This is a genomic window from Streptomyces sp. WM6378 (assembly GCF_001279695.1).
GTDB lineage: Bacteria > Actinomycetota > Actinomycetes > Streptomycetales > Streptomycetaceae > Streptomyces.
The window spans coordinates 211,430-233,824 of the sequence record NZ_LGDD01000306.1 but is presented as its reverse complement, the minus strand read 5'-3'; the positions used below and the strand labels follow the sequence as shown (position 1 = coordinate 233,824).

The 22,395-nt window shown below is 72.9% G+C and carries 19 protein-coding genes; 6 read left to right on the top strand and 13 right to left on the bottom strand.

What is annotated here, in order from left to right:
• Window positions 1–54: 54 nt before the first annotated feature.
• From ADK54_RS28840 to ADK54_RS28830, 3 genes are all read right to left on the bottom strand, one after another.
• The gene (locus ADK54_RS28840) at window positions 55–2,244 is read right to left on the bottom strand and encodes a serine/threonine-protein kinase (RefSeq protein WP_053728653.1); all 2,190 of its coding nucleotides are present in this window, start codon (window positions 2,242–2,244) and stop codon (window positions 55–57) included.
• An 18-nt stretch (window positions 2,245–2,262) separates the two neighbouring features.
• A complete protein-coding gene (locus ADK54_RS28835) occupies window positions 2,263–3,153 on the bottom strand; it encodes an oxygenase MpaB family protein (RefSeq protein ID WP_053728652.1) in 891 nt (296 codons plus the stop codon).
• An 88-nt stretch (window positions 3,154–3,241) separates the two neighbouring features.
• Window positions 3,242–4,432: an acyl-CoA dehydrogenase family protein gene (locus ADK54_RS28830; RefSeq protein ID WP_053728651.1), complete on the bottom strand. Its 1,191-nt coding sequence runs from the start codon at window positions 4,430–4,432 to the stop codon at window positions 3,242–3,244.
• Between the two features lie 224 nt (window positions 4,433–4,656).
• On the opposite strand from ADK54_RS28830, the gene ADK54_RS28825 reads away from it, so the two are divergent.
• Window positions 4,657–5,076 (top strand): CBS domain-containing protein, encoded by a 420-nt coding sequence (locus ADK54_RS28825; RefSeq protein WP_053728650.1) that lies wholly within the window; start codon window positions 4,657–4,659, stop codon window positions 5,074–5,076.
• Window positions 5,077–5,186: 110 nt separating this feature from the next.
• A complete protein-coding gene (locus ADK54_RS28820) occupies window positions 5,187–5,387 on the top strand; it encodes a hypothetical protein (protein ID WP_053728649.1) in 201 nt (66 codons plus the stop codon).
• A gap of 127 nt (window positions 5,388–5,514) precedes the next feature.
• Here ADK54_RS28820 and rho read toward each other — a convergent pair whose 3' ends face one another.
• From rho to ADK54_RS45150, 4 genes are all read right to left on the bottom strand, one after another.
• Window positions 5,515–6,642, bottom strand: coding sequence for a transcription termination factor Rho (gene rho, locus ADK54_RS28815; RefSeq protein ID WP_053728648.1), 1,128 nt, complete (start codon window positions 6,640–6,642; stop codon window positions 5,515–5,517).
• A gap of 346 nt (window positions 6,643–6,988) precedes the next feature.
• Window positions 6,989–8,365: a DUF2252 domain-containing protein gene (locus ADK54_RS28810; protein WP_420717417.1), complete on the bottom strand. Its 1,377-nt coding sequence runs from the start codon at window positions 8,363–8,365 to the stop codon at window positions 6,989–6,991.
• Between the two features lie 286 nt (window positions 8,366–8,651).
• The gene (locus ADK54_RS28805) at window positions 8,652–9,536 is read right to left on the bottom strand and encodes a carboxymuconolactone decarboxylase family protein (protein WP_078966712.1); all 885 of its coding nucleotides are present in this window, start codon (window positions 9,534–9,536) and stop codon (window positions 8,652–8,654) included.
• A 29-nt stretch (window positions 9,537–9,565) separates the two neighbouring features.
• Window positions 9,566–10,312 carry an AraC family transcriptional regulator gene (locus ADK54_RS45150; RefSeq protein WP_053728646.1) on the bottom strand — a complete coding sequence of 249 codons (747 nt, stop codon included), beginning with the start codon at window positions 10,310–10,312 and terminating at the stop codon, window positions 9,566–9,568.
• Between the two features lie 129 nt (window positions 10,313–10,441).
• Between ADK54_RS45150 and ADK54_RS28795 the strand changes: the two genes are divergently transcribed.
• Window positions 10,442–11,617, top strand: a complete 1,176-nt coding sequence (locus ADK54_RS28795) for an MFS transporter (RefSeq protein WP_053728645.1) — start codon at window positions 10,442–10,444, stop codon at window positions 11,615–11,617.
• Window positions 11,618–11,623: 6 nt separating this feature from the next.
• Here the strand turns inward: ADK54_RS28795 and ADK54_RS28790 are convergent, their stop codons facing one another.
• The 4 genes from ADK54_RS28790 to ADK54_RS28775 form a co-directional block, all read right to left on the bottom strand.
• The gene (locus ADK54_RS28790; RefSeq protein WP_053728644.1) at window positions 11,624–13,183 is read right to left on the bottom strand and encodes a bifunctional phosphatase PAP2/diacylglycerol kinase family protein; all 1,560 of its coding nucleotides are present in this window, start codon (window positions 13,181–13,183) and stop codon (window positions 11,624–11,626) included.
• A gap of 51 nt (window positions 13,184–13,234) precedes the next feature.
• A complete protein-coding gene (locus ADK54_RS28785; protein WP_053728643.1) occupies window positions 13,235–13,612 on the bottom strand; it encodes a DUF488 domain-containing protein in 378 nt (125 codons plus the stop codon).
• A 145-nt stretch (window positions 13,613–13,757) separates the two neighbouring features.
• Complete coding sequence (locus ADK54_RS28780) at window positions 13,758–14,894, bottom strand: hypothetical protein (RefSeq protein WP_420717416.1); 1,137 nt, start codon at window positions 14,892–14,894, stop codon at window positions 13,758–13,760.
• Window positions 14,895–15,113: 219 nt separating this feature from the next.
• Entirely contained in the window at window positions 15,114–16,070 is a 957-nt protein-coding gene (locus tag ADK54_RS28775; RefSeq protein ID WP_053728642.1) for a TIGR01777 family oxidoreductase, read from the bottom strand.
• A gap of 184 nt (window positions 16,071–16,254) precedes the next feature.
• Between ADK54_RS28775 and ADK54_RS28770 the strand changes: the two genes are divergently transcribed.
• From ADK54_RS28770 to thrS, 3 genes are all read left to right on the top strand, one after another.
• A complete protein-coding gene (locus ADK54_RS28770) occupies window positions 16,255–16,767 on the top strand; it encodes a DUF5709 domain-containing protein (protein WP_053728641.1) in 513 nt (170 codons plus the stop codon).
• A 29-nt stretch (window positions 16,768–16,796) separates the two neighbouring features.
• Entirely contained in the window at window positions 16,797–17,045 is a 249-nt protein-coding gene (locus tag ADK54_RS28765) for a type B 50S ribosomal protein L31 (protein WP_053728640.1), read from the top strand.
• A 283-nt stretch (window positions 17,046–17,328) separates the two neighbouring features.
• Window positions 17,329–18,567 carry a threonine--tRNA ligase gene (gene thrS, locus ADK54_RS28760; RefSeq protein ID WP_053728639.1) on the top strand — a complete coding sequence of 413 codons (1,239 nt, stop codon included), beginning with the start codon at window positions 17,329–17,331 and terminating at the stop codon, window positions 18,565–18,567.
• On the opposite strand, the gene ADK54_RS28755 is transcribed toward thrS, so the two are convergent.
• Both ADK54_RS28755 and ADK54_RS45145 read right to left on the bottom strand, forming a co-directional pair.
• On the bottom strand, window positions 18,560–20,722 hold the full coding sequence (locus ADK54_RS28755; protein ID WP_053728638.1) for a tetratricopeptide repeat protein: 2,163 nt from the start codon (window positions 20,720–20,722) through the stop codon (window positions 18,560–18,562). The two genes, thrS and ADK54_RS28755, sit on opposite strands and share 8 nt — an antisense overlap.
• Window positions 20,719–21,930 (bottom strand): hypothetical protein, encoded by a 1,212-nt coding sequence (locus tag ADK54_RS45145; protein ID WP_053728637.1) that lies wholly within the window; start codon window positions 21,928–21,930, stop codon window positions 20,719–20,721. The genes ADK54_RS28755 and ADK54_RS45145 overlap by 4 nt, the downstream gene beginning before the upstream one ends.
• Window positions 21,931–22,395: the final 465 nt, after the last annotated feature.

Genomic DNA, 22,395 nt, shown 5'->3' with positions numbered 1-22,395 from the left:
GGATGATCGGCGGGGGAACCCGTCCCGGGCCGGACGGCGCCGGTTCCCGCAGGCTCAGCCGCCACCCTGCCGCAGAGCCGCCACCCTGCGGTACAGCTCCACCGCCTCCGCTGCCCGGCCCAGTTGTTCCAGGCATTGGGCCTCGTCGTTGCGGGCGGCCAGGGTGTCGGGGTGGGCGGCGCCCAGGGTGCGCTCGCGGGATTCGGCGATGTGACGGTAGACGTCCAGCGCATCGGGCCGGCGGCCCAGCCAGCCCAGGCCCACGGCGATCTCGCGGCGGCTGATCAGGGTGTCGGGGTGGTCGGGGCCGAGCACCCGCTCGCGCAGGGTGCACACCTCGCGCGCCTCCTGGAGGGCCTCCTGCCAGCGGGCGAGCCGCCCGAGGTTGACGCCGAGGCCGTGCCGGGCGCGCAGCGTCTGTGGGTCCTCGGGGCCGCTGACCCGCAGCCGGTCCTCGACCAGGGCGCGGTACAGCTCCAGGGCCTCGGGGCTGCGCCCGAGGCGGCCGAGGCTGACGCCGATCTCGTAGCGGGCCGCGAGGGTGTCCGGATGGTCGGCCCCCAGAGCGGCGGCCCGCCCCCGGGCGACCTCGCGGCAGGTGGCGAGCGCCTCGATCCAGCGCCCCAGCAGGCCGAGCGCGTACGCCACTTCGTACCGCGTGGCCAGCGTGTCGGGGTGTCCCGCACCCAGCACCCGGGTCCGCGCGGCGGCCACTTCCTGGGCCATCAGGCAGGAGTCCTCCAGGCGGCCGAGCCTGCCGAGGCTGACGGCGAGGTTGTGCCGGCAGCGCAGGGTGTCCGGGGCGTCGGATCCCCGGGTGCGTTCGCGGGCCGCGAGGACCGTTGCGTAGAGCCGGTGCGCCTCGAAGTGACGGCCGAGGCAGCCGAGGACGTAGGCGGTCTCCTCGCGCGCGTCGAGGGTGTGGGGGTGGTCGGGCCCGAGCGAGCGGGATCTGCCGTCGGCGACCTTGCCGAACTCGCGCAGCGCGTCGGCCTCGTGGCCCGACCGGCTGAGCGCGAAGCCCAGTTCGTAGCGGCTGGAGAGCGTGTCGGGGTGGTCGGGCCCGAGCACCCGGGCGCGCTCGGTGGCGACCGCCCTGTGTGCCTCGCCCGCCTCTGCCCAGCGGCCGGGTCGGCCGAGTTCGAGCGCCGCTTCGTGGCGGCCGTTCAGGTCGGCGAGGACTTCCGGTGGCGGGGTCGGCCGGTCCGGCTCCCGCGGGGCGGGGGTGTGCCGGGTGGTCCATTCGCCGGTGAGGCCCGCAGTGGGGTCGGGCGGGGTGGCCGGGGTGAAGAGCCGGGTCGCCTTGTGGCCGGTGGTCATCCCCTTGGTCCAGGACGGGAGCCGGGGCGCGTGGCGCGGGGGCAGCGGCACGGGGTCGGCGAGGGGGCGCGGCGCACCTCGTCCAGCGGCCAGCATGCGCCCCAACTCCCGTGCGTCGTCGGGGCGTTGGCCGGGCTCCTTGGCCAGCAGGCCGAGCACGGCCCGTTCGAGGAACTCGGGCAGTTCGGCGCGGTGCTCGCGGGGCGGCCTGGGCGGGGTGTCGCGGTGGCCGACGAGCACCGCCCAGGCGTCGTCCAGGTCGAACGGCGGCGCGCCGGTGCACAGCTCGTACAGCACGCAGCCCAGCGAGTAGAGGTCGCTGCGGTGGTCGACCTCGACGCCGCCGATCTGTTCGGGCGACATGTAGTGCGGGGTGCCCATGGCGATGCCGGTGCCGGTGAGCCGGCTGGTGAAGCCGATGTCGGCGCCGAGCCGGGCGATGCCGAAGTCGCAGATCTTCACGGTGCCGTCGTCGAGCCGCATGATGTTGGCGGGCTTCAGGTCCCGGTGGACGATGCCCTGTTGGTGGGTGTAGGCGAGGGCAGCCGCGACCTGTTCGGCGATGTCCACGACGTCCGGCACCGGCAGCGGATGCTGTTTGTTGTCGTCCAGGAGCTGGCTCAGGTTGCGGCCTTCGAGCAGTTCCATGACGAGGTAGAGGCCGCCCTCGTACTCCCCGAAGTCGTGGACGACGGTGACGCCTCGGTGCTGGAGCGCGGCGGCGACCCGGCCCTCGCGCCGGAAGCGCTCCCTGAGCACCCGGGTGAACGACTCCTCGTGGCCCGGCGCCGGCGGTTTGAGCAGTTTCACCGCGACGTGCCGCTCAAGGGATTCGTCACGGGCCCGCCACACCTCCCCCATGCCGCCGCGCCCGATCACGTCGAGCAGCCGGTAGCGGCCGTGGATCAGCCTGGTGTCCGCCATCTGATGCCGCCGCCCCCGTCACTGACCATGCGCCCTCCCCGGCCCGTCCAGTATGGCGGCCTGTCTGCGGAGTTTGTACGGGGCGGGTCGGGACCCGGGTCCGAGCCGGGCCACCGCCTTCAGGATGTGCCGGGGCGGCAGCTGCCAGCGCACGGTCGCGGGGATGCGGCGCAGCGCCGTTCCGGTGAGTGTCAGCCGGCGGTCCACGGTGCGCTCGGCGGGGGCGGGCCGGCCGTAGAGCTCGTGGGCGTACGGGGGCAGCGAGGCGTAGGCGAGGTGGGCCACGCGCCGCCAGACGAGCTCGCGCGCCGGGATCAGGAGGGGGTGGGTGGGCGGCCGCCGCAGGAAGTCGTCGACGTCCCGCGCGTCGGCGGTGGCCGCGAGCCCGGGCCGTACGGAGTCGAAGTAGGCGGCGAGCTCGGCGACGGTGCCGGGCACGCCGGCCGGGTCGAGCCCGACCAGGCGGGCGTCCACGCGGTGTTCACCGACGTAGCGGTCGGCCTGGGCGTCGCTCAGCCGGAACCCCGAGCGCCGGGCGACACTGAGATAGCTGTCGATCTCGGCGCAGTGCACCCACAGGAGCAGCTCGGGGTCGTCGATCCCGAACCGCTCCCCCGTCACGGGGTCGTCCGCCTTGAGCAGGGCGTGGATGCGCCGGACCCGGGCGCCCGCCTGCTCGGCCGCCTCCTTCGTGCCGTACGAGAGCGTCCCGACGAAGTTGGCGGTGCGCATCAGACGTCCCCAGGCGTCCTTGCGGAAGTCGGAGTTCTGCATGACGCCCCGCACGGCGCGCGGGTGCAGCGCCTGGAGGTAGAGCGCCCGGATCCCCGCGATCCACATCATGGGGTCGCTGTGCACCTGCCAGGTGACCGATTCGGGGCCGAAGTAGCCCGGGTCGGCGTCCGCCATCCGCCACCTCCGGTGGGCATGCCCTCAGGGCCGGGCGCAGCTACGACAAGAAGGTTAGTCGGTCCTTCGGCGAGGGGATACGGGTCCGCTACCGCCGCACCCGGGGCATCCCCAGCCCGATCCAGGCGATGATCTCCCGCTGGATCTCGTTGTTCCCGCCCCCGAACGTGAAGATCACCGCAGAGCGGTAGCCGCGTTCCAGTTCGCCGTGCAGCACGGTTCCCGCCGAGCCCTCCTTCATCGGGGCGGCCGCCGCCACGATCTCCATCAAGGAGGCGTACGCGTCCCTGCGGGCCTCCGAGCCGTACACCTTGACGGCGGAGGCGTCCTGGGGGGTGAGGGTGCCTTCCTGGACGGCGTTGACCATCTGCCAGTTGAGCAGTTTCATCGCGTCCAGGCGGGTGTGGGTGCGGGCCAGGTTCTTGCGGACCCAGCCGAGGTCGATGACGCGGCGACCGTCGGCGAGCTTGGTGTCGGCCGCCCAGCGCTGGACGTCGTGCAGGGCGCGGATCGCCATCGTGCCGTGGGCGGCCAGGGTGACCCGCTCGTGGTTGAGCTGGTTGGTGATCAGGCGCCAGCCCTTGTTCTCCTCGCCGACCCGGCGCGACGCGGGGACCCGGATGTTCTCGTAATAGCTGGCCGTCGTGTCGTGCGAGGCGAGCGTGTTGATCAGGGTGCAGCTGTAGCCGGGGTCGGAGGTCGGGACCAGGAGCATGGTGATGCCCTTGTGCGCGGGGGCGTCCCGGTCGGTGCGGACGGCGAGCCAGACCCAGTCGGCGGTGTCCCCGTTCGTGGTCCAGATCTTCTGCCCGTTCACCGTGTAGGTGCCGGTGGCCGCGTCGCCCTCGCGCACCGCGCGCGTCTTCAGGGCCGCGAGGTCGGTTCCCGCGTCCGGCTCGCTGTAGCCGATCGCGAAGTCGATCTCGCCGGAGAGGATCTTCGGCAGGAAGTACGCCTTCTGCTCGTCCGTACCGAACTGCATGATCGTCGGGCCGACGGTGTTCAGCGCCATCAGCGGCAGCGGGACCCCGGCCTGGGCGGCCTCGTCGAAGAAGATGAACTGCTCCATCGGGCTGAGCCCGCGCCCGCCGTACTGCTCGGGCCAGCCCACCCCCAGCCAGCCGTCCCCGCCGAGCCGCCGTACGGTCTCGCGGTAGAACCGCTTCTGCGCGGCCGGGTCCGCGTACCGGGCGTAGACGTTGTCCGGCACCAGGCCGGCGAAGTAGGTCCGCAGCTCGGTGCGCAACTGCTGCTGCTCAGGCGTGTATTCGAGGTGCACGGCCCCTCCAGGACGGTCGCGGTACGGCGGCGCACACAGTAGAACGTGTTCCAAGAATCTGGAAGGGGAGCCGCCGCCCTCTCGTGCGCGCCGCCCGCTGGACGGCGGGTGCCACGACACCCGATCGGCGCCGAGCGGTCGCCCGGGGCCGTGTGCCCGGTGAGCATGGCCGAGGCGTGTGCGTCGAATCCGTACGCCTTTCGCACCCTTCACCGGAGGCCCTCGTGACCACTGCCCGTGACCTGATGACCCCGGACGTCCGCTGCGTCCCGGCTTCCGAAACCCTCGACCGGGCCGCCCAGTTGATGCGCGACCACGAGATCGGCGCGCTGCCGGTCAAGGGCAGCGACGGCGAGCTGGCCGGAATCGTGACCGACCGGGACATCGTCGTGAAGGCGCTCGCCGCCGGGAAGGACGCCTCGCGGGTGACCGCGGGCGAGCTCGCCGAGGGCGGGGTGCACACGGTCGACGCGGGCGCCGACGCCACTCTGGCGGTCAAGGCGATGGGCGAGGCGCGGATCCGGCGGATCGTGGTGGTCGAGGACGGCACGCCGGTCGGCATGATCACCGAGGCGGACCTGGCCCGGAAGCTCACCGCGGAGGCCTTCTCGTCGTACGCGGGCCGGGTCTACGCGGCCCCCTGAGGCGATTGCGAGGGCTTCCCCACCGCGGTGCGGACGGGCCGTGTGGCCGGATGCGGTCCGGGTAGGCGGGGGCGAGAATGGTGCATTACCGAAGAGACGTAGGAGGCGGCATGAGCGACCAGTCCGATTCCAGTCCGCAGCGCGACACCGTGACCCCCGATGCCCTGCTGCACACGGGATCCGGGGGCGAGGTCACCGCCGAGGACCTCGTGCTCGCGTCCGGTCGGGACATCACCCCGCAGAACCTGGCCTGGGCCGAGCGCAAGCTGGCCGCGGAGGGTCCCGCCGCCCTCGACAAGCTGCTCCCCTGAGGGTCCCCCGGTGAGCGACGGCCGCGCGGGCCGCGTCGCCGGGCGATGAAGCGTGCCCGGACGGATCCGGCCGAGTTCGTCGCCATACCGTCGGTCGCGGGGTTCCCGCTCCGTCGTCCGGGCGGCTTCAGGCGGTGAGCCGGACCTGCCGCAGGAAGGCGGCGTTGTCGGGCGTCTGCCGGAGCCTGTCGAGCAGCGCTTCGAGCGCACCGTGGGAGTCCTGATGGTGCAGCGCCCGGCGCAGTGCGCGTGCGGCGCTCAACTCCCCTGGATTCAGGAGGAGTTCCTCGCGTCGGGTCCCGGAGGGGGTGACGTCCACGGCCGGGAAGAGCCGCTTGTCGGCGAGGGTGCGGGCCAGGCGCAGCTCCATGTTGCCGGTGGACTTGAGCTCCTCGAAGAAGTAGTCGTCGCCCCGCGATCCGGTCTCCACCAGGGCAGTCGCGAGGATCGTCAGGGAGCCGGCCTCCTCGGTGAGCCGCGCGGCGCCGAACAGCCGCTTGGGGCCCTGCAGCGCGGCCGCGTCGACCCCGCCGCTGAGGGTGCGTCCGCCGGGGCCGGCCGCGTTGTTGTGGGCGCGGCACAGCCGGGTCAGCGAATCGAGGAGTACGACGACGTCGCGGCCCTGCTCGACCAGGCGCTTGGCGCGTTCGACGGCGAGTTCGGCGAGCGCGATGTGCTCCTTGGGCGGCCGGTCGAAGGTGGAGGCGAGCACCTCGCCGTGGACCGAGCGCCGCATGTCGGTGACTTCTTCGGGCCGCTCGTCGACGAGGACGACCATCAGATGGCACTCGGGGTGATTGTGGGCGATCGCCTGGGCCAACTCCTTGAGCAGGACGGTCTTTCCGGTCTTCGGCGGGGCGACGATCAGACCGCGCTGGCCCTTGCCGACGGGTGCGACGAGGTCGACGACGCGGCCGGCGAGCCGGTCGGGCCGGGTCTCCAGACGCAGCCGCTCGCGCGGGTGCAGCGGGGTGAGGTCGGCGAAGTGCGGCCGGCGGCGCAGCGCCTCGACGGGCCGGCCGTTGACCCGTACGACGCGCTCGGGCTTCGGGCCCTCGCATTCGATGAAGTCGCCGCTCCGCAGGGCGAGTTGATGGATGAGGGCGGGCGGGATCTTTACGTCGCCCGGGGCGGGGGCGTATCCGGCGGTCCGGATGCGGCCCTGTCCGCCGGTGAGGTCGAGGACGCCGGCGAGCGGGGCCTCGGCGGGGTGGTCGTGGTGGGTGGTCGTGGGGTGTTCGAGCGTGCTGAGCACAGGAGGGTCCCTTCGCGCGACGGGCGCAGGAGAAGTCCGGGCCGTGACGATGGCCGGGAGGGGAACAGCGGGCGCCGCGCTGGAGGCGGCACCGGGAGGAAACGAGCACGGACGCCGCGAAGAAGGGGCGTACACACGTGCTGATGGCAGAGTAGCACTCCCGCCGCCGGGGAGTGGAGCAGCGGCCGGCGCCGCCCGGTCTTCGCGGCTCAACCACCCGCTCGGGAGGGCGACATGACCCCGTGCTCGACGGGGTTTTGTGGTGGTGGTCCACGTCGGCTCTCGGGCCGGCGGGCAGGGCAGGCTGCTGGGGTCGCGGATGCCGGCCCGCTTGACCCGGCCGCTGTCAGATGCCGGTGACGGCCTCGACCGTACCGTCGGCCACGGCCGCCACGAGGGCGGCGTGGTCGGCGGCGTTCTGCGCGGCGTAGCGCACCGCGAACGTGGCGACGGCCCGCTCGAAGGCGTCGGAACCGCCGAGGTAGGCGGCGATCGCGACGCGGTCGCCGGACCGGGCGTGGGCCCGCGCCAGGGCCGTCCCGCACAGGGCCGCGTACGCCGCCAGGAGCTGCGGGGGCATCCCGTCGAGGTCGACGGAGCCCTTCGTGTCGCGGAGCTGGCGCCAGTAGAAGTGCCGCCCCTGCGGTCCGGTCATCCAGCCGAGGAAGATGTCGCCGGCGGCCTGCGTCAGGCGCTGCCCGGCGACCACCCGGTGTCCGTGGTGGGCGTGGGCCGCGCCGGGCAGATGCGGTTCGAGCACCGACCGCTCGGCCTCCTTGATCTGCAGGAACAGCGGGTCGGCCGCGTCCCGGCCCTCAAGGAGCACGACGTAGCAGCGGGTGCCGACGCTGCCCACCCCGACGACCTTGCGGGCCGCGTCCACGAACCGGTACCGGTCGAGCAGGATGCGCTGTTCCTCGGCGAGCGACGAACGGTAGTCGCTGAAGATCTTCCGCAGCGCCACCAGATCGGGGGCGGCGACCGGGTCGAGCAGCGGCGGGTCGTCGATGATGCGGCGCCGCCCGTCGCGCATCTCGGTGAGCCTGGCGAGCGCCCGCAGGCTGGTGCGGCCGCGCGCCTTGGCCGGGCCCGCCTCGACCGCCTTGCGGCTGCCGGTGCGGCGGAGCATGCGCACGATGCCCCGGGTATCGATGTGCTCGTACCAGACGTCGAGCTCGCCTCGGGCGGCGAGCCTGCGTATGCCTCGGCGGTACGCCTCTGCCGCGGCCAGCGCCGAGACGCGGACGTCGGCGTCGGGGTGCCCGTTCTCGCGGGCGGCGACGGCGGCGCTGGCGGCGAGGCGCTTGACGTCCCATTCGAAAGGGCCGGGGCAGGTCTCGTCGAAGTCGTCGACGTCGAACAGGAGGGCCCGCTCGGGCGAGGCGAACACGCCGAAGTTCAACAGGTGGGCGTCGCCGCAGAGTTGGACGGTCAGGCCGGTGTTCTCCTGTGCGGCGAGGTCGGCGGCCATCACCGCGGGCGACCCGCGCAGGAAGCCGAGGGGGTTCTCGGCCATCCGGCCGTACCGGATCGGCACCAGCTCGGGCACCCGCGTCCGGGCCTGCTCGGCCAGGACCGCGAGGGGGTCGGGCCGGTCGGCGCCCGGTATCCACCGGCCGTGCGCGGAGCGGGAGAGCCGCTTGCGGGCGGCGCGTCCCTGCCGCGCCCGCTCGTCGGGACTCATCGCGGGCCGCGCGGCGGGACTCGGGCTCGGGCTCGTCATGGGGCACACCCTCCGGCGTTCGGTCCGGGGCGGGCGGTGGTCGGGGACGTGGTGCGGGTTCCTCGGTTCCTCGGTTCGTTGACTGATCGGGTTCTACGACTTCTATCCGCACCCGAGCGTATCCAGGGTGGGCGGCCGCGGCACCCGCTGCGTCGGCCAGCCTGCGAGTCGACTGCGGTACAGCGCCCTGGAGGGGCGCGGGGCTGTGACATGTGCGGCTCCGCCGCGGGGGCGCGACCAGCCACAGACGACCCGCGGTCGCACACCCGCGCCGCCCGCAGAGTGCTCAGCCTTTCCTCGCCTCACCGCCGGAGGCATCCCGCTCGTCGAAGACCTCCCGCGCCGCGCTGATGCCATTGATCGCGGCGGGGAAGCCCGAGTACCCCACCATCTGCGTGATGACCTCGACGACCTCCTCGCGGGTGCCGCCCACGTTGAGGAAGCCGTGGATGTGGACGCGCAGCTGGGGCGCGGCCGTGCCGAGGGCGGTGCACATGGCGACGCTGGCCAGTTCGCGCGACTTCAGGTCGAGCGCGGAGCGGGAGTAGATGTCCCCGAAGGCGAACTCGATGATGTAGCGCGTCAGATCGGGCGCGATGTCCCGCATCGAGGCGACGACCTGGTCGCCCGCGTGCCCGTCGACCTCGGCCAGCTTGGCGAGCCCGCGCTCGTACCGGTCGCCCGGCAGCGGCGCGGTGTCGACCGGGGAGGCGGCGACGTCGGGGCGGGCCTCGAAGACCTCGCGGGCGGCGCCGATGCCGTTGAGCGCGGCGGGGAAGCCCGCGTACACGGCGGTGTGGATCAGGATCTCCACGATCTCGGCCGGGCTGACCCCCACGTTGAGCGCGCCGTCGATGTGGAAGCGCAGCTGGGGAGCCGCGTTGCCCAGGGCCGCCAGCGCGCCGACCGTGGCGATCTGCCGCTGGCGCAGGGTGAGTCCGGGGCGGGACAGGACGTCGCCGTATCCGAAGGCGACGGTCATGCGGCCGAGGTCGGGTGCGATGTCGGCCAGGCTGTCCAGGACGGCCGGGTTCTCCTGGCCGCCGACGATGCGCAGCACGGCGAGCCCGCGCTCGTACCGCTCGTCGGTGGTCTCGATGGGCTCGGCGGCCCGGGCGGTCTGGACGTTCGCTGCATTCTTCGTGCTCTTCGTGTTCTCCGGGCTGTTCATGCACCAGACGCTACGAGTTGGAGCACGCTCTAACGCAAGCGGCTGTGCGTACCCGGTGTGTGGCCGAAGGCGCGGCGGAACACATCGATGAACGCGCTGGTCGAGGACCACCCGCAGCGGTGGGCCACGACGGTCACCGGGGTGTCCTCGGCGAGGAGTTGAAGGGCGCGGTAGAGGCGGAGCTGGGTGCGCCACTGGGGGAACGTCATGCCGAGGTCCGCGCGGAACAGCCGGGTCAGGGTGCGCTCGCTCGCGCCGACCTGAGCGCCGAGTTCGGCGAGCCCGCGCCGGTCGGCGGGGTCGGCTTCGAGCATCGCGCACACCGCGACCAGGCGGGGGTCGCTGGGCGCGGGCAGATGGACGGGCTCCTGCGGCGAGGCGCGCAGCTGGTCGAGCAGCACGGCCCGCAGCCGCTTGCCCTCGGGGCTCTCGTCGTCGGGCGAGCGGGTGTGGGCCAGGAGCAGCTCGCGAAGCAGTGGGCCGACCATGAGCACGGTGGGCGCGTCCAGACCCAGCGGGTTCTCGTGGGCGGCGATGCCCATGAGGTGCAGTTCGAGCCTGCCGTGCGCCCGGTGGGAGTGCACGGTCCCGGCCGGCACCCAGATCGCGCGCGTGGCGGGGGCGACCCACGTCCCGGCCTCGGTCGTGACGGCGAGGACGCCGTGGCTCGCGTAGACGATCTGGTGGTCGTCGTGCCGGTGCGCGTCGATGCTGTCCCCCGGCGCCATCTGCTGGGCGCGGGTGGGGGCGACAGGGGTGTGGCGGATTTTCGGCATTGCTTGGCAATTTATCGGAAGCGGGACAGCGGCGCACCCGGTGATGATCGGGCTGTGCCGAAGAAACAGCAGCGTGGTGAGCGCGTGGGCGGGACGTCCGGGCGGGGTGGGGGGCTGCTCCGCGGTCCGGTGTTCCTGCTGGCGGCGGGGCATTCCTGTGTCGATGTGTATCAGGGTGCCGTCGCGGCCCTGGTGCCCTTCTTCGTCGCCGAACGCGCCTACTCCTACGCCGCCGCGTCCGGCATCGTGCTCGCCGCCTCCCTGCTCTCCTCCGTGGTCCAGCCGCTGTTCGGCGCACTCACCGACCGGTGGGCGCTGCCGTGGCTGCTGCCCGTCAGTACGGCCGTGGCCGGGGCCGGCATCGCGCTGAGCGGCACCGGCGGCGCGTATGCCACGACCTTGGCGATGGTCGCCGTGTCGGGGGTCGGGGTGGCCGCCTATCACCCCGAGTCCGCCCGGGTGGCCCGGCTCGCGAGCGCCGGGAGCCACACCGCGATGGGCTGGTTCTCGCTCGGCGGCAATCTGGGCTTCGCGGCCGCGCCGCTGCTCGTGGCCGGGGTGGTCGGAGTGGGCGGGCTGCGCGCGGCGCCGCTGCTCGTGGTGCCGGCCGCGCTGGGCAGCGTGCTGTGCGTGCTCGCGCTGCGCGCGATACGGGGCACCGGGCAGGCCGCGGCCCGCGGCGTACGGGCGGTGGGCCGCGACGACCGGGCCTCGTTCGTGAAGCTGTGCCTGGCCGTGATCTGCCGCTCCCTGGTCTTCGTGGGCCTGAGCGCGTTCGTCGCGCTGTACGCCCGCCAGCGCGTGAGCAGCGCTCAACTGGCGGGCTCCGCCGCCCTGTTCGTGCTGTACGCGGGTGGCGCGGTGGGCACGGTGGTGGGCGGCGGGCTCGCGGCGCGCTGGGACCGGGTGCGGGTGGTGAACTGGTCGTACGCGGCCGCGGTGCCGGCCGTCGCCGGGGTCGTGTTCGTACCGGGCCCGGCGTTCTACGTCTTCGTCGCGCTGACCTCGGCCGCGCTGTACGTGCCGTTCTCGTTGCAGGTGACGCTGGGTCAGGACTATCTGCCCACCCGGATCGGCACGGCGAGCGGGGTCACCCTCGGCCTGACGGTGAGCGTGGGCGGTGTGGCCAGCCCGCTGATCGGGGCCGCGGCGGACGCGACCTCGCTGGGGACCGCGCTCGCCCCGCTGATCGCCTTCCCGGCCCGGGCCTGGCTGCTCACCCGCACCCTGCCGGAACCCGCACCGCCGGAGCCGGACGCTCCGGCGCCGGGCGTCGCGAAGTCGCTTGTCCCGCACGGCAGTTGACGACCATCAAGGTGCCGTCCTCGCTCCGATCGCGGTGGCTCCGGCGGCGATGGCGGCCGTCGCGGTGCGGGCCCGCTGGGCGATCTCGTCCTGGGGGTCGGCGGGGCTGTACACGACGAGCACCCGGTCCGCCTTGTCGAGGCGCAGGGCGTCCGGCGCGGCCGCGGTCTCGCCGTCGTACGCGAGGGTGTTGACCTCGTCGAGGCCGGTGAGGCGGACCGACCGTACGCGTTCCGCGCGGTAGACGTGCGAGCGGCGCAGCGCGCCCACGAGCGCGCAGACGGCGAGGCGGGTGCGGGCGAGCCGCGCCTCGGCGTCGACGGTCCGCAGGTCGATGAGGCCCTCGTCGAGGCGGGGCCGGTGCGAGGGGGCGAGCCCTTCGGGCTGGTAGTGGCCGTTGCCCGCGAACAGCAGCCACAGCGACCGCGGGCGGCCGTCGATCCGCAGGCGTACAGGGGTGGCGGTGCGCAGCACCCGGACGAGGGCGATGGCGGCGGCCGGCCACTTGCCGATCCGGTCCTCCATGCCTTCGCGCATCCGGACCAGGTCGGGGTAGAGGCCGATGCTGAACGTGTTGAGGAAGGCGGCGACGTCCTGGCCCGCGTCGTCGCGGACCCGGGCCAGGTCGACGCGGATCGCCTCGCCGTGTTCGACGGCGTACACGGTGTCCTCGAAGGCGGCGACGCCCGCGTCGAGGGCGAAGTGGTTGAGGGTGCCGCCGGGGAACACCGCGAGGGCGAGGCCGGCGCGGGCGGCGCGTTCGCAGGCCGCGTTCACGGTGCCGTCGCCGCCGCACACACCGAGCACTCCGGCGAGTTCGCCCGCCCGGGCGACGGCTTCGTCGAGGAGCTCGCCCAGGTCGTCGCCGGGCCCCCGTTCGACGATCTCGGCCTCGGGCAGCAGCAGCCGCAGGTGCTCCGGCGCGGGCAGGCGGCCCGGAACGCCTTTGCCGGAACCGCCGTTGACGACCACGACGAGGCCCTGGCCGCGTTGCAGGGCGGGCGCGGCGGCGCGGGTGTGCAGGGGGTGGAGGGGCTGCGGCCGGGGCGGCCACCAGTAGCAGGTGACGGCGGCCGCGGCCATGCCGAGCGCGCAGCCGGCCAGCACGTCGCCCGGGTAGTGGACGCCGACGTAGACCCGGGAGAACGCCACGGCCGCGGCGAGGGGGGCGAGCAGCGCCCCGTACCGGGTGGACTCCAGGGCGACGCCGGTGGCGAAGGCGGCGGCCGAGGCGGAGTGCCCGGAGGGGAACGAGGTGCTGCTCGGCAGCTTCGCCAGGCGCCGCACCAGCGGGACGGCGTCGATGACCGGGCGGCGACGCCGGGTCGCGTACTTGGCGACGGTGTTGGTGGTGAGCGAGGCCAGCGCCAGCGCGCCGATCCCGCGCCGGGCGGCCCGGCGGGCCGTGGGCCCCCCGGCCACCGTGAGCGCGGCCGCCGCGGCGAACCACAGCCGCCCGTGGTCGGCGGCGTGACTGAGGCGGGGCAGCACCTGCTCGGCGCCGGCCAGCTTCGCGGTGGCCACGCGCTCGAACCAGCGGCGGTCGACGGCACCCATCCGGAACATCGGTGACATGCCCCCTGCCTAGCCCGGATGACACCGGTCCGCCCGCCGGACTCACCCGGACGGGCGGCCCCGCTTCAGGGCCGCCACCAGCGTCGGCACATGGCTGTGGTCGATGTCCTTCACGGCGGTGACCAGGGTGACGGCGCGGCCCTCGGCCAGGTCGCGCAGCCGGTCGAGCGCCTGCACCGGTTCGGGCTCGGCGAGTTCGGCCTCGTACCGCTTCTGGAACTCGGGGTAGCGCGTGCGGTCCTCGTGGTACCAGCGGCGCAGTTCCGTCGAGGGGGTGAGTTCCTTGGGCCACTCGTCGACGGCCGCGCGCTCCTTGGACAGGCCCCTGGGCCACAGCCGGTCCACCAGGACGCGTACTCCGTCGCCGTCCTCGGGCGGGTCGTAGACCCGGCGGACCCGCATCGTGCGCTTTCCCGGCATGGGTGTCTCCTAGGGCGTCGTCTCCCCCGTGCTGCCAACAGCCCAACCCTGTCAACAGCGCACCGATTCGGCGACCGACGACAAAGGCGGCCCGATCGTCTCGGGCCGCCCTGGGAGCCCGTGTCCGATGCCGAGGTGCGCGGCGTCAGACGCCGACGGCCTCTTCGATCTCCTCTTCCTCTTCGGCCTGTTCGGCCTCGTCGGTGAGGGCCGCGGCGGAGGGCGCCACCTCTGCGGCGGGCGCCGTCTCGGCAGGGACGGCGGCCCGGGCCCGGCGGCGTTCGACCAGCCCCGCGACCGCCATCACGGCGAGGCCGAGGACCAGCCAGGTGGCGAGCACCCACACGTCGCGGGCGAGGCCGTGGCCGCCGAAGTAGACCAGGTCGCGGATGCCCTCGACGAGGCCCGCGCCGTTCCAGAAGGCATGCAGAGTGCCGAAGAAGCCGTTCTGCAGCTCGGGCCGGAACAGGCCGCCGGAGCTCGTGAAGTTGAGCATCACGAAGAGCACCATCACGGCGAGCGTGGTCCAGCGCTTGAGGAAGGTGTGGAGCCCGGCGCCGAGGAAGAGGATGCCCGCCGAGTACAGCCAGGACATCGCCCACACTCCCCACAGGCCGTGGTCGACCAGGTGGAACAGCGGTCCCGCGAAGGCCGCGCCGATCACCGAGACCGCGAAGGAGACCCCGGTCACCAGCGCCGCCCGCAGCTTCAGCGAGAGCCCGGCGCCGGCCGCGCCGAGCGCCGCGACGGAGGCGTACGAGCCGATGCTCACGGCGATGAGCAGGAAGAAGATGCCCGAGCCCGTCGGGTCGCCGGAGACCGGCGGTACGACGTCGGTGACCTTCAGGGGGACGCCCTGGGCGCTCGCCACCGGGGTGAAGACCTTCTCGACGGCGGTGGCGCTCATGTCGGAGCCGGCCGAGGCGACGATGAGCTCGGGCGCCTTCGAGTTCAGGACGTAGGCGCCGGAGATGTCCCGGTGCTTGAGCTGGTCGACGGCGGTGCCGCGGTCTGCGACGGTGCGCACGTCGAGCTTGTCGCCCGCCTCGTCCTTCACCGTCTGCGCGAACACCTTGGCCTCGGGGCCCGCCCCGACGACCGCGACCGGCAGGTGGTGCGGCTCGGGGGTGGCGAACGCCCCCAGGTAGGCGAGTCCCATGCCGAGGCACATCAGCAGCGGGGTGATCAGATGCGTGAGGACGTGCCGCAGCGCGGGATTCGACGGCGCCGTACGCGCGTCGCCCGGCGTCGCGACCCGTCCGGCCTTGTGGCCTCCGGACATGACAGGACCCTTCTGATCGGACCCACGGTCGGGACGGCCGCGAACCCAATGGTTGGCTTTTACAACTCCTATGAGTTGTACTATACAATCATTTCCTCGGAGAGGCCACCTCGGTGGCGACCCGGGCCCCGCATCGCCGAGATGAGCCACACCTTCCCAGGGTCTGGCGGTCCTCGCGGGCTTCGCGACGAAGGTCGGCCAAGTACCGCGCAGGACGGGCTAGTTGGCGCTCCGGCGCTCGTCCCGTACCCGCCGGACCAGGTCGGCGGCCGCCCCCGCCCACTCCGCGTGCTCAAAGGTGAACCCCGCCTCCAGGAGGCGCCCCGGCACCACCCGCCGGCTCTTCAACAGCAACTCCGTGTCCGAGCGGAGCGCGAACGCGCCGAGCTCGGCCATCCACTTCGTGGCGGGCAGCCCGACCGGGACGCCCCACGCGCCGCGCAGGGCGCGCATGAAGGCCCGCTGCGGGAGCGGAGCCGGGGCGGCCAGGTTCACGGGGCCGGTGAGGTCGTCGCGCGCGACGAGGAACTCGACCGCCCGCACGAAGTCGCGGTCGTGGATCCAGGACACGTACTGCCTGCCGCCCGCGACCGGGCCGCCGAGCCCGAGCCGCGCCATCTTCAGGAGTACGTCGAAGACGCCCTCGCGGTCGGGGCTCATCACCATCGCGGAGCGCAGGGCGACCTTGCGGGTGTCCGGCGTGCGGGCCTGCTCCTGGGCCGCCTCCCACGCCTTGGCGATCTCGACGCTGAACCCCCAGTAGTCGGGGACGTCCGGCTCGGCGCCGCCCACGATCCCGGTCGCCTCGTCGTTGGCCGCGTCGAAGCGGTGGGCGTACACGGTCGCGGTGCTCATCTGGAGCCACACCTTCGGGGGCCGCGCGGCGGCGCCGATCGCCTCGCCGACGATCCGGGCGGAGCGCACCCGCGAGTCCATCATGGCTCGCAGGTTCGCCTCGGTGTAGCGGCAGCTCACGCTGCGGCCGGCCAGGTTGATCACGACGTCGCTGCCGTCGACGACGTCCACCCATGCGCCGAGCGTCTCGCCGTCCCAGCCCACCTCGCGCTCGCGGCGCGGCCGCCGGGTAAGGATCACGACGTCGTGGCCCGCGGCGGTCAGCGCCCGGTCCAGGATCGCGCCGACCTGCCCGGTTCCGCCGGGAATCACTATCTTCATTGCGCCCCCTCGATCATGAGCGCAACCCTAGCGCACCGACTTGAACGCGTTCAAAGAACCCCTGCGGTCACCCGGGTGGCTCGCGTGCGGTGGTGACGGGAGGCCGGGCGAGCCGAGACTGGAGGCGGCTGCCGGATCCGACCGAGCGGCGTGCGAGCCACTGGTCGCAACCCAGGAGGTAGCCGTGGTCGACAGTGAGGCGTGGGGGGACGACGTCTATCAGCCCGACGGCTCCGAGGTACAGGACGACGAGGGCATCCTGAGCGCCGAGGACACGCTGCTCGACGACGGCCCCGCCGACCCCCTCGACGTGGGCTACTCGCCGCCGGAACGGCCCTGGGCCGTGGAGCGCGACGGGGTGACGGCGGCCGAGCGGCTGCACGGCGAGAGCCTCGACCAGCGCCTGGCCGACGAGGTCCCGGAGGTGTCCGACGCCGACGGCGACGGCATGGGCGACACCTCGGACACCGACGGGGAGCCGCGCGACATCGAGGTCGGCGGCGCCCGCGCCGGACGGCTCGTCGCCCCCGACGAGGGAGCGCACCCGGACGACGAGACCCGGATGCTCGCCAGGGACGTGGGCATCGACGGCGCGGCTTCCTCTGCCGAGGAGGCCGCCATGCACATCGTCGACGAGGACGACCTCGACGACCTCGACGGCTTCGAGGCCCCCGCCCGCACCGAATCGGGCGACTGAAACCCGCTGACCGAAACCCCGGAGCCCCCATGCAGCGTGACAAGCAGCCCTCGTACCAGCCGGTCGTCTTCCGCGACAAGGCCGCCGGGTTCGCCTTCCTGACCCGGTCGACCGCGACGAGCGAGGAGACGATCGACTGGGACGACGGGAACACGTACCCGGTCATCGACGTGGAGATCTCCGCGGAGAGCCACCCCTTCTACACCGGCAAGGCCCGGACGGTGGACACGGAGGGGCGGATCGCCCGCTTCGAGCGCCGTTACGAGGGCAAGGAGTGACCCGAGCGGCCCGGTGCGTCAGGGCCTCCCGCCGCCCGGGACGGCCGCCGGAACGGGGTGTCGATCCCGCTGCCGTGGCGGCACCGGAGAAATAGGGAGGCGCGCGCCCCGCCGGGGCTGTTAGCTTCACCGGCATGAGCAAGCGTGCGGCTGTGCAGTGGACGACGACGCCGGAGAGTGTCCCGGCGCGCTGACAGCTGTGTACGTCAAGAGCCCCGGGGCGAGTGGCCCCGGGGCTCTTCCGTGCGGTCACCCGTCCCACGAAGACCGCGAGGAGCCCCCCGTGCACGACCACCGCAAACTCGGCCGCGAACTCGACCTGTTCGACACCGACCCGCTGATGGGGGCCGGACTGCCGTACTGGCTGCCGGACGGCGCGGCCGTGCGGCATGCCCTGGAGGAGTACGTCCGCGAGACCGAGCGGCGGGCCGGATACCGGCACGTGTACTCGCCGGTGCTCGGCAAGCGCGAGTTGTACGAAATCTCCGGGCACTGGTCGCACTACAGCGAGGACATGTTCCCGCCGATGGACCTGGGCGCGGAGCAGGTGGTGCTGCGCCCGAGCCTGTGCCCCCACCACGCCCTGATCTACCGCTCACGCGCCCACAGCTACCGTGAACTCCCGCTTCGCATGGCCGAGTTGGGCGGGATGTACCGCTCGGAGCTCTCCGGTGTGCTAGGCGGTCTGACCCGGGTGCGGGCGATCCAGCTCAACGACGCCCACATCTTCTGCACCCTGGAGCAGGTCGCCGAGGAGGCGCGGGCCGCGCTCGACCTGATCGGCCGCGCGTACGCGACCCTTGGCATCCGCCCGGCCCGCTACCGCCTCTCGCTGCCCGGCCCGGGCGGCAAGTACGTGGCGGGCGCCGAGATGTGGGAGCGGGCCGCCGCCCTGCTGACCGAGGTGCTCGACGCCAGTGGGGTGCCGTACGAGTCCGTCGAGGGCGAGGCCGCGTTCTACGGCCCGAAGATCGATGTGCAGATCGCCGACGCGGCGGGCCGCGAGGCGACCCTGTCCACCGTGCAGGTCGACTTCCATCAGCCCGAGCGGTTCGATCTGTACTACATCGGGCCGGACGGCGGCAAGCACCGGCCGGTGATGGTCCACCGCAGCATCATCGGCAGCATGGAACGCGCCGTCGCCCATCTCATCGAGCTCCACGGCGGCGCTTTCCCCGCCTGGCTGGCGCCCGTTCAGCTGGTGGTGGTGCCCCTCTCCGAGGCCGAGGTGAACCAGGCCGCCGAGCTCGTGGCGCGGGCCGTCGCCGACGGCCTGCGGGCCGAGCTCGCCGGACCGGAACAGGGCTCCCTGGGCGCCCGCATCCGGGCCGCCCGGCTCGTCCCGTACCAGGCGGTGATCGGCGCCCGGGAGGCTGCGGCGGGCGAGGTCGCCCCGCGGCTGCGCGACGGCCGCCGCCCGGACGCCCTTCCGGCCGCGGAACTCCTCCGGCGCATCGGCGCCTTCGTGGCTGCGCGGAGCCCCGAACTCTGGGACGAGGCGGGCGAGTTGGCCATCAGCTGAGGGCGTCGGTGCGCAACTGGATCTCCTTGGCGTACGGGGAGGTTCCGTCCGGGCCGTAGGCGGCGAGGTGTGCCCGCCAGTCGGCGAGCGCGCCCTCGCCGTCGCGCAGGGCCAGGCGGCTGAGCCCGCGCCGGTAGAGGACGTCGGGGTCCTGTCCGGCGAGGGCCGCCACCGCGATGTCGAGGTCCGCCAGGGCGCGTTCGTGCTCGCCGAGGTCCTGCAGGGCGATGGCGCGGTTGGCCCGTAGTTCGCCGTCGTCCAAGAGCCGGATCGCCTCGTCGAGGTCGGATACGGCCAGCGCGGGGCGGCCCGCCGTGTGGGCGAGGACGGCGCGGTTGGCCCAGGCCGCGACGAAGCCGGGCTCGGTGCGCAGGGCCGCCGAGTAGCTGGCGTAGGCGCCTGCCGTGTCACCGGACTCGGCGAGCAACGAGCCCTGTGCGGCCAGGAGTTGGGAGTTTCCGGGGTCGAGCGCGAGGCCCTGCTCGATGTCGGCGGCGGCCCGCTCGTGCTCGCCGCGCGCCAGGAGCAGGTCGGCGCGGTGCACGAGCGATTCGAGGTGGCTCGGCTCCACTTCGAGCGCGTAGTCCAGGTCCCGCAGCGCCTCCTCGTCCCGGCCGAGTTCGCGCAGCAGGTCGGCGCGGTTGAAGTGGGCCTCGTGGAACGGCGGGGTCAGCCGGATCGCGGCGGCGTAGTCCGCGAGCGCCTCGTGGTGCAGGCCCACGGCGCGGCGCTGCGCGGCCCGCTCGAAGTAGTAGTCGCCGTAGTCCGGGTCGCGGCGGATCACCTCGTCGTAGTCGGCGATCGAGGCGGTGTGGTCGCCGCGCGCGCCACGCACCTGGGCGCGGTTGTACAACAGCACGGAACGGTGCAGGAGTTGCTCGTCGGGCCCGAAGTCGGCGTCGGTGATGGCGATCGCCTCCTCCACGAGGGCGAGCGAACCGTCGACGTTGCCCCGGTGCAGCTCGACGAGGGCGCGCGCGTTGCGCATGAACGCCCTGACCAGGACCCGTCGTTCGGGGTCGGGGTGGACGTCGGCGATCCCGATCGCGGTGTTGACCCAGGCGAGCGCCAGGTCCTCGTCGTGGGCGCCCTTGGGCAGGAAGCGGGTGTAGAGCATCGCCATGAGATAGCTGGTTCCCATGTGCGCGTCGGCGTCGGTGGTCATCCGCCGTATCTCGTCGAAGTAGCCGACGGCCTCGTCGCCGCGCCCCAGATAGGACAGGCAGGCGCCGGTCTTGTGGGTGAGCGTGCGGTACGTCATCGAGTCCTGGCCGACGGGGATGAGCCGGCGGCCGCGCAGCGCGAGCTCGATCACGGCCTCGTAGAAGCCGAGCGCGAAGCAGGAGTTGACGGCTTCGGACAGGGCGGCGAGACCCGCGCCCGCCGGGTCGGTGCCGTGTTCCAGGTGGTACGGGATGGCGCCGTGCCGCAGGGTCGGCTCGTCGAACGCGGCCAGCTCGGCGGCTCGGGCGGTGTGTCGCCGGGCCCGCTCCTCGGGTTCGAGCTTCGCGTACGCGGCGAGGAGCGCGGGGTCGCGGCTTGTGCCGTCGGAGTCGATGAACTGCTGCGCGGCGTCGGCCGTCCCTGTCCGAAGTTCCGCGCGCTCCGGCCGCTTCGGCACCCGGGTCGCATGGTTCTTCAGCGCCCGCCCGAGCGCGTCGTCGGCCGGGCCCTCGTGCTCGACGACCACGGTCAGCTCGGCGGGGTCGCAGCGGCGCAGCAGGACGGCGACGAAGTCGCGGTCGGTGGGGTCGGCCCCGTCCAGGTCGCGGAAGGCGACGACGACTCCCCCGGGATGTTTGACACGGGCCCAGTCCATGAGGAGTTCGGCGGCGCCGTGGGCGAGCCGCAGCGCGCGGGTCGCCGGGTAGAACCGGGTGCGCTCCTTGACGCCCGCGAGGTTGGTGAGGGTCTGCGGCGCCTGAGGGACGAGCGGGGTGACCTCCGGGGCGAGCGCGATGACCTCGGTCGCCCGGCGGGCCACCAACTCACCGTGTTCCGGGATGAGTTCGGGAACAATGTGGCGCAGCAGGGTGCCGCCCGCCGTGTACGGTCCGCGCAGCCGGCGGTGGCAGGGGACGGTGAGGTGCGCGGCAGGCGGTCCGTCGGACGCCGGGGCTTCCGCGTCGGCCCAGTAGTGGCGGGGCGAGGTCATGTCAGTGCTCCTTGGCGTGAGTTCTTCCGGGTCCGGGCACGCCGGTCCCGCAGCGTGACGAAGATCAGCAGGCCGATCTGGAACGAGGTGATGGCCACGAATCCCGCGGCGTCCACGAGGTCGGACGTCGTAGTCAGCGGGTTGGTGAAGCGGTCGACGGCCGTCGACCAGAAGTGCCAGGCGGTAGGGATCGCCGCCCACGCGAGGCTGCCCAGCGAGAAGCCGTAGCCGGACACGAGGACCGGCGCGTACCAGCGCGCCATCGCCCGGTCGCGGTCCGACCATTGCGTGTCCGGCCGGGGCGGTTCGCGGCGCAGCAGCCACCGAAATCCGCTCCGGAGACGGAAGCGGGCGGCGCCCTGCACATCCGTACAGCGCAACGCGTTGTTCAGGACGTAGTAGAGGTCGGTCTCCAGATAGAACATGAGCTGCCAGATGAGCCGCACCACACAGGTGAAGGCGACCGCGAGGCAGAACTTGTGGATCCAGGCGGGAATTCCGTGACCGGCCAGTTCCACCGAAAGAAGAGTGAGCATCGAAAAGAGGACGACGTCGGCGAGCATTCCGGCGAGGAACGGCAGATAGCGTCGGCGCCTTTCGACGCTGAGCAGGGAGTCGAGGCGGGTCTCGGCGACCAGGTAGTAGAGCCGTCGGCCGATCCCGAGCGTGGAGGGGAGCCCGAGCCTGCGCCCTGCGAGGGTATGAAATCCCTCGTGGATCAAAATGCACGGGATCACCGTCACGAACAGCGCGATGGGGATCAGCGAAATGTGGCCGGTGAAGAACAGATTGCGGTACGAGGGCCTCAGTTCCGGCGCCCGGACCATCGCGGCGACGGCGGCCGCCGTCAGCGTGGCGTAGAGGAACCAGGCGGGCCGGGAGAACGCGGCCGCGCCCAGACGCTGCCAGCGGATCGGCCCCAGCACCAATTCCTGTGCCGCCTCGCCGCGCAGAAATCGAAGGTCTTCGAGGGCCGCCAGGAAGTCGGCCATGTCGAGGCGCTCCCCGCAGGTCCGCTCGTACCAGGCGGCGGCGTCGGGGACCGGGACCCCGGCGCCGAGCAGCCGCAGGACCTGCGCGCCTTCTTCGGGAAAGACCGCGTACGAGCCGATGTCGGGCCGCCCGACCATGACGCCGTCGGGCTCGGCCACCATCGTGAGTGTGTGGAGGCGGACCGTGGGGCCGCCGCCGGGAACCAGCGCGCTCATGCGGTGCGCACCCTTCTGTTCTGCTCCGCGAACCGAGGCGGAGCCGGAGCCGGACCCCCGGTGAGGACCCGGCTCCGACCGGATGTCACTGCTGGGCGCACAGGTAGTAGCAGGCGGTCGTCAGGCGGATCGGACCGGCCTTGCGGATCGACATCTTCTTCATGGATTCCCCTCCTCTCATCGGTCGTGGCGCATGGAATCGCGCGAGGCGCCCGCAATGGGGCACGGGTGCGGCGCCGGTAGGGATTTCCCTGGTGGGCACGAGTGAATTGCCATGAATACGCGAATGGCGGATCGGGGCGGTCTCACGAAGTCGTCGACGATTTTCGACGACCAGCCGCCGACGATGCCCGAAGACCAGATTCCCCCGTTCACCGACCCAATCCACAGCATCCGGTGGGTACTTGACGGTGTCAACCAGGGAACGGGAACGTCCGCATTTTCGCCCGACCGGGCCTTTTGGAT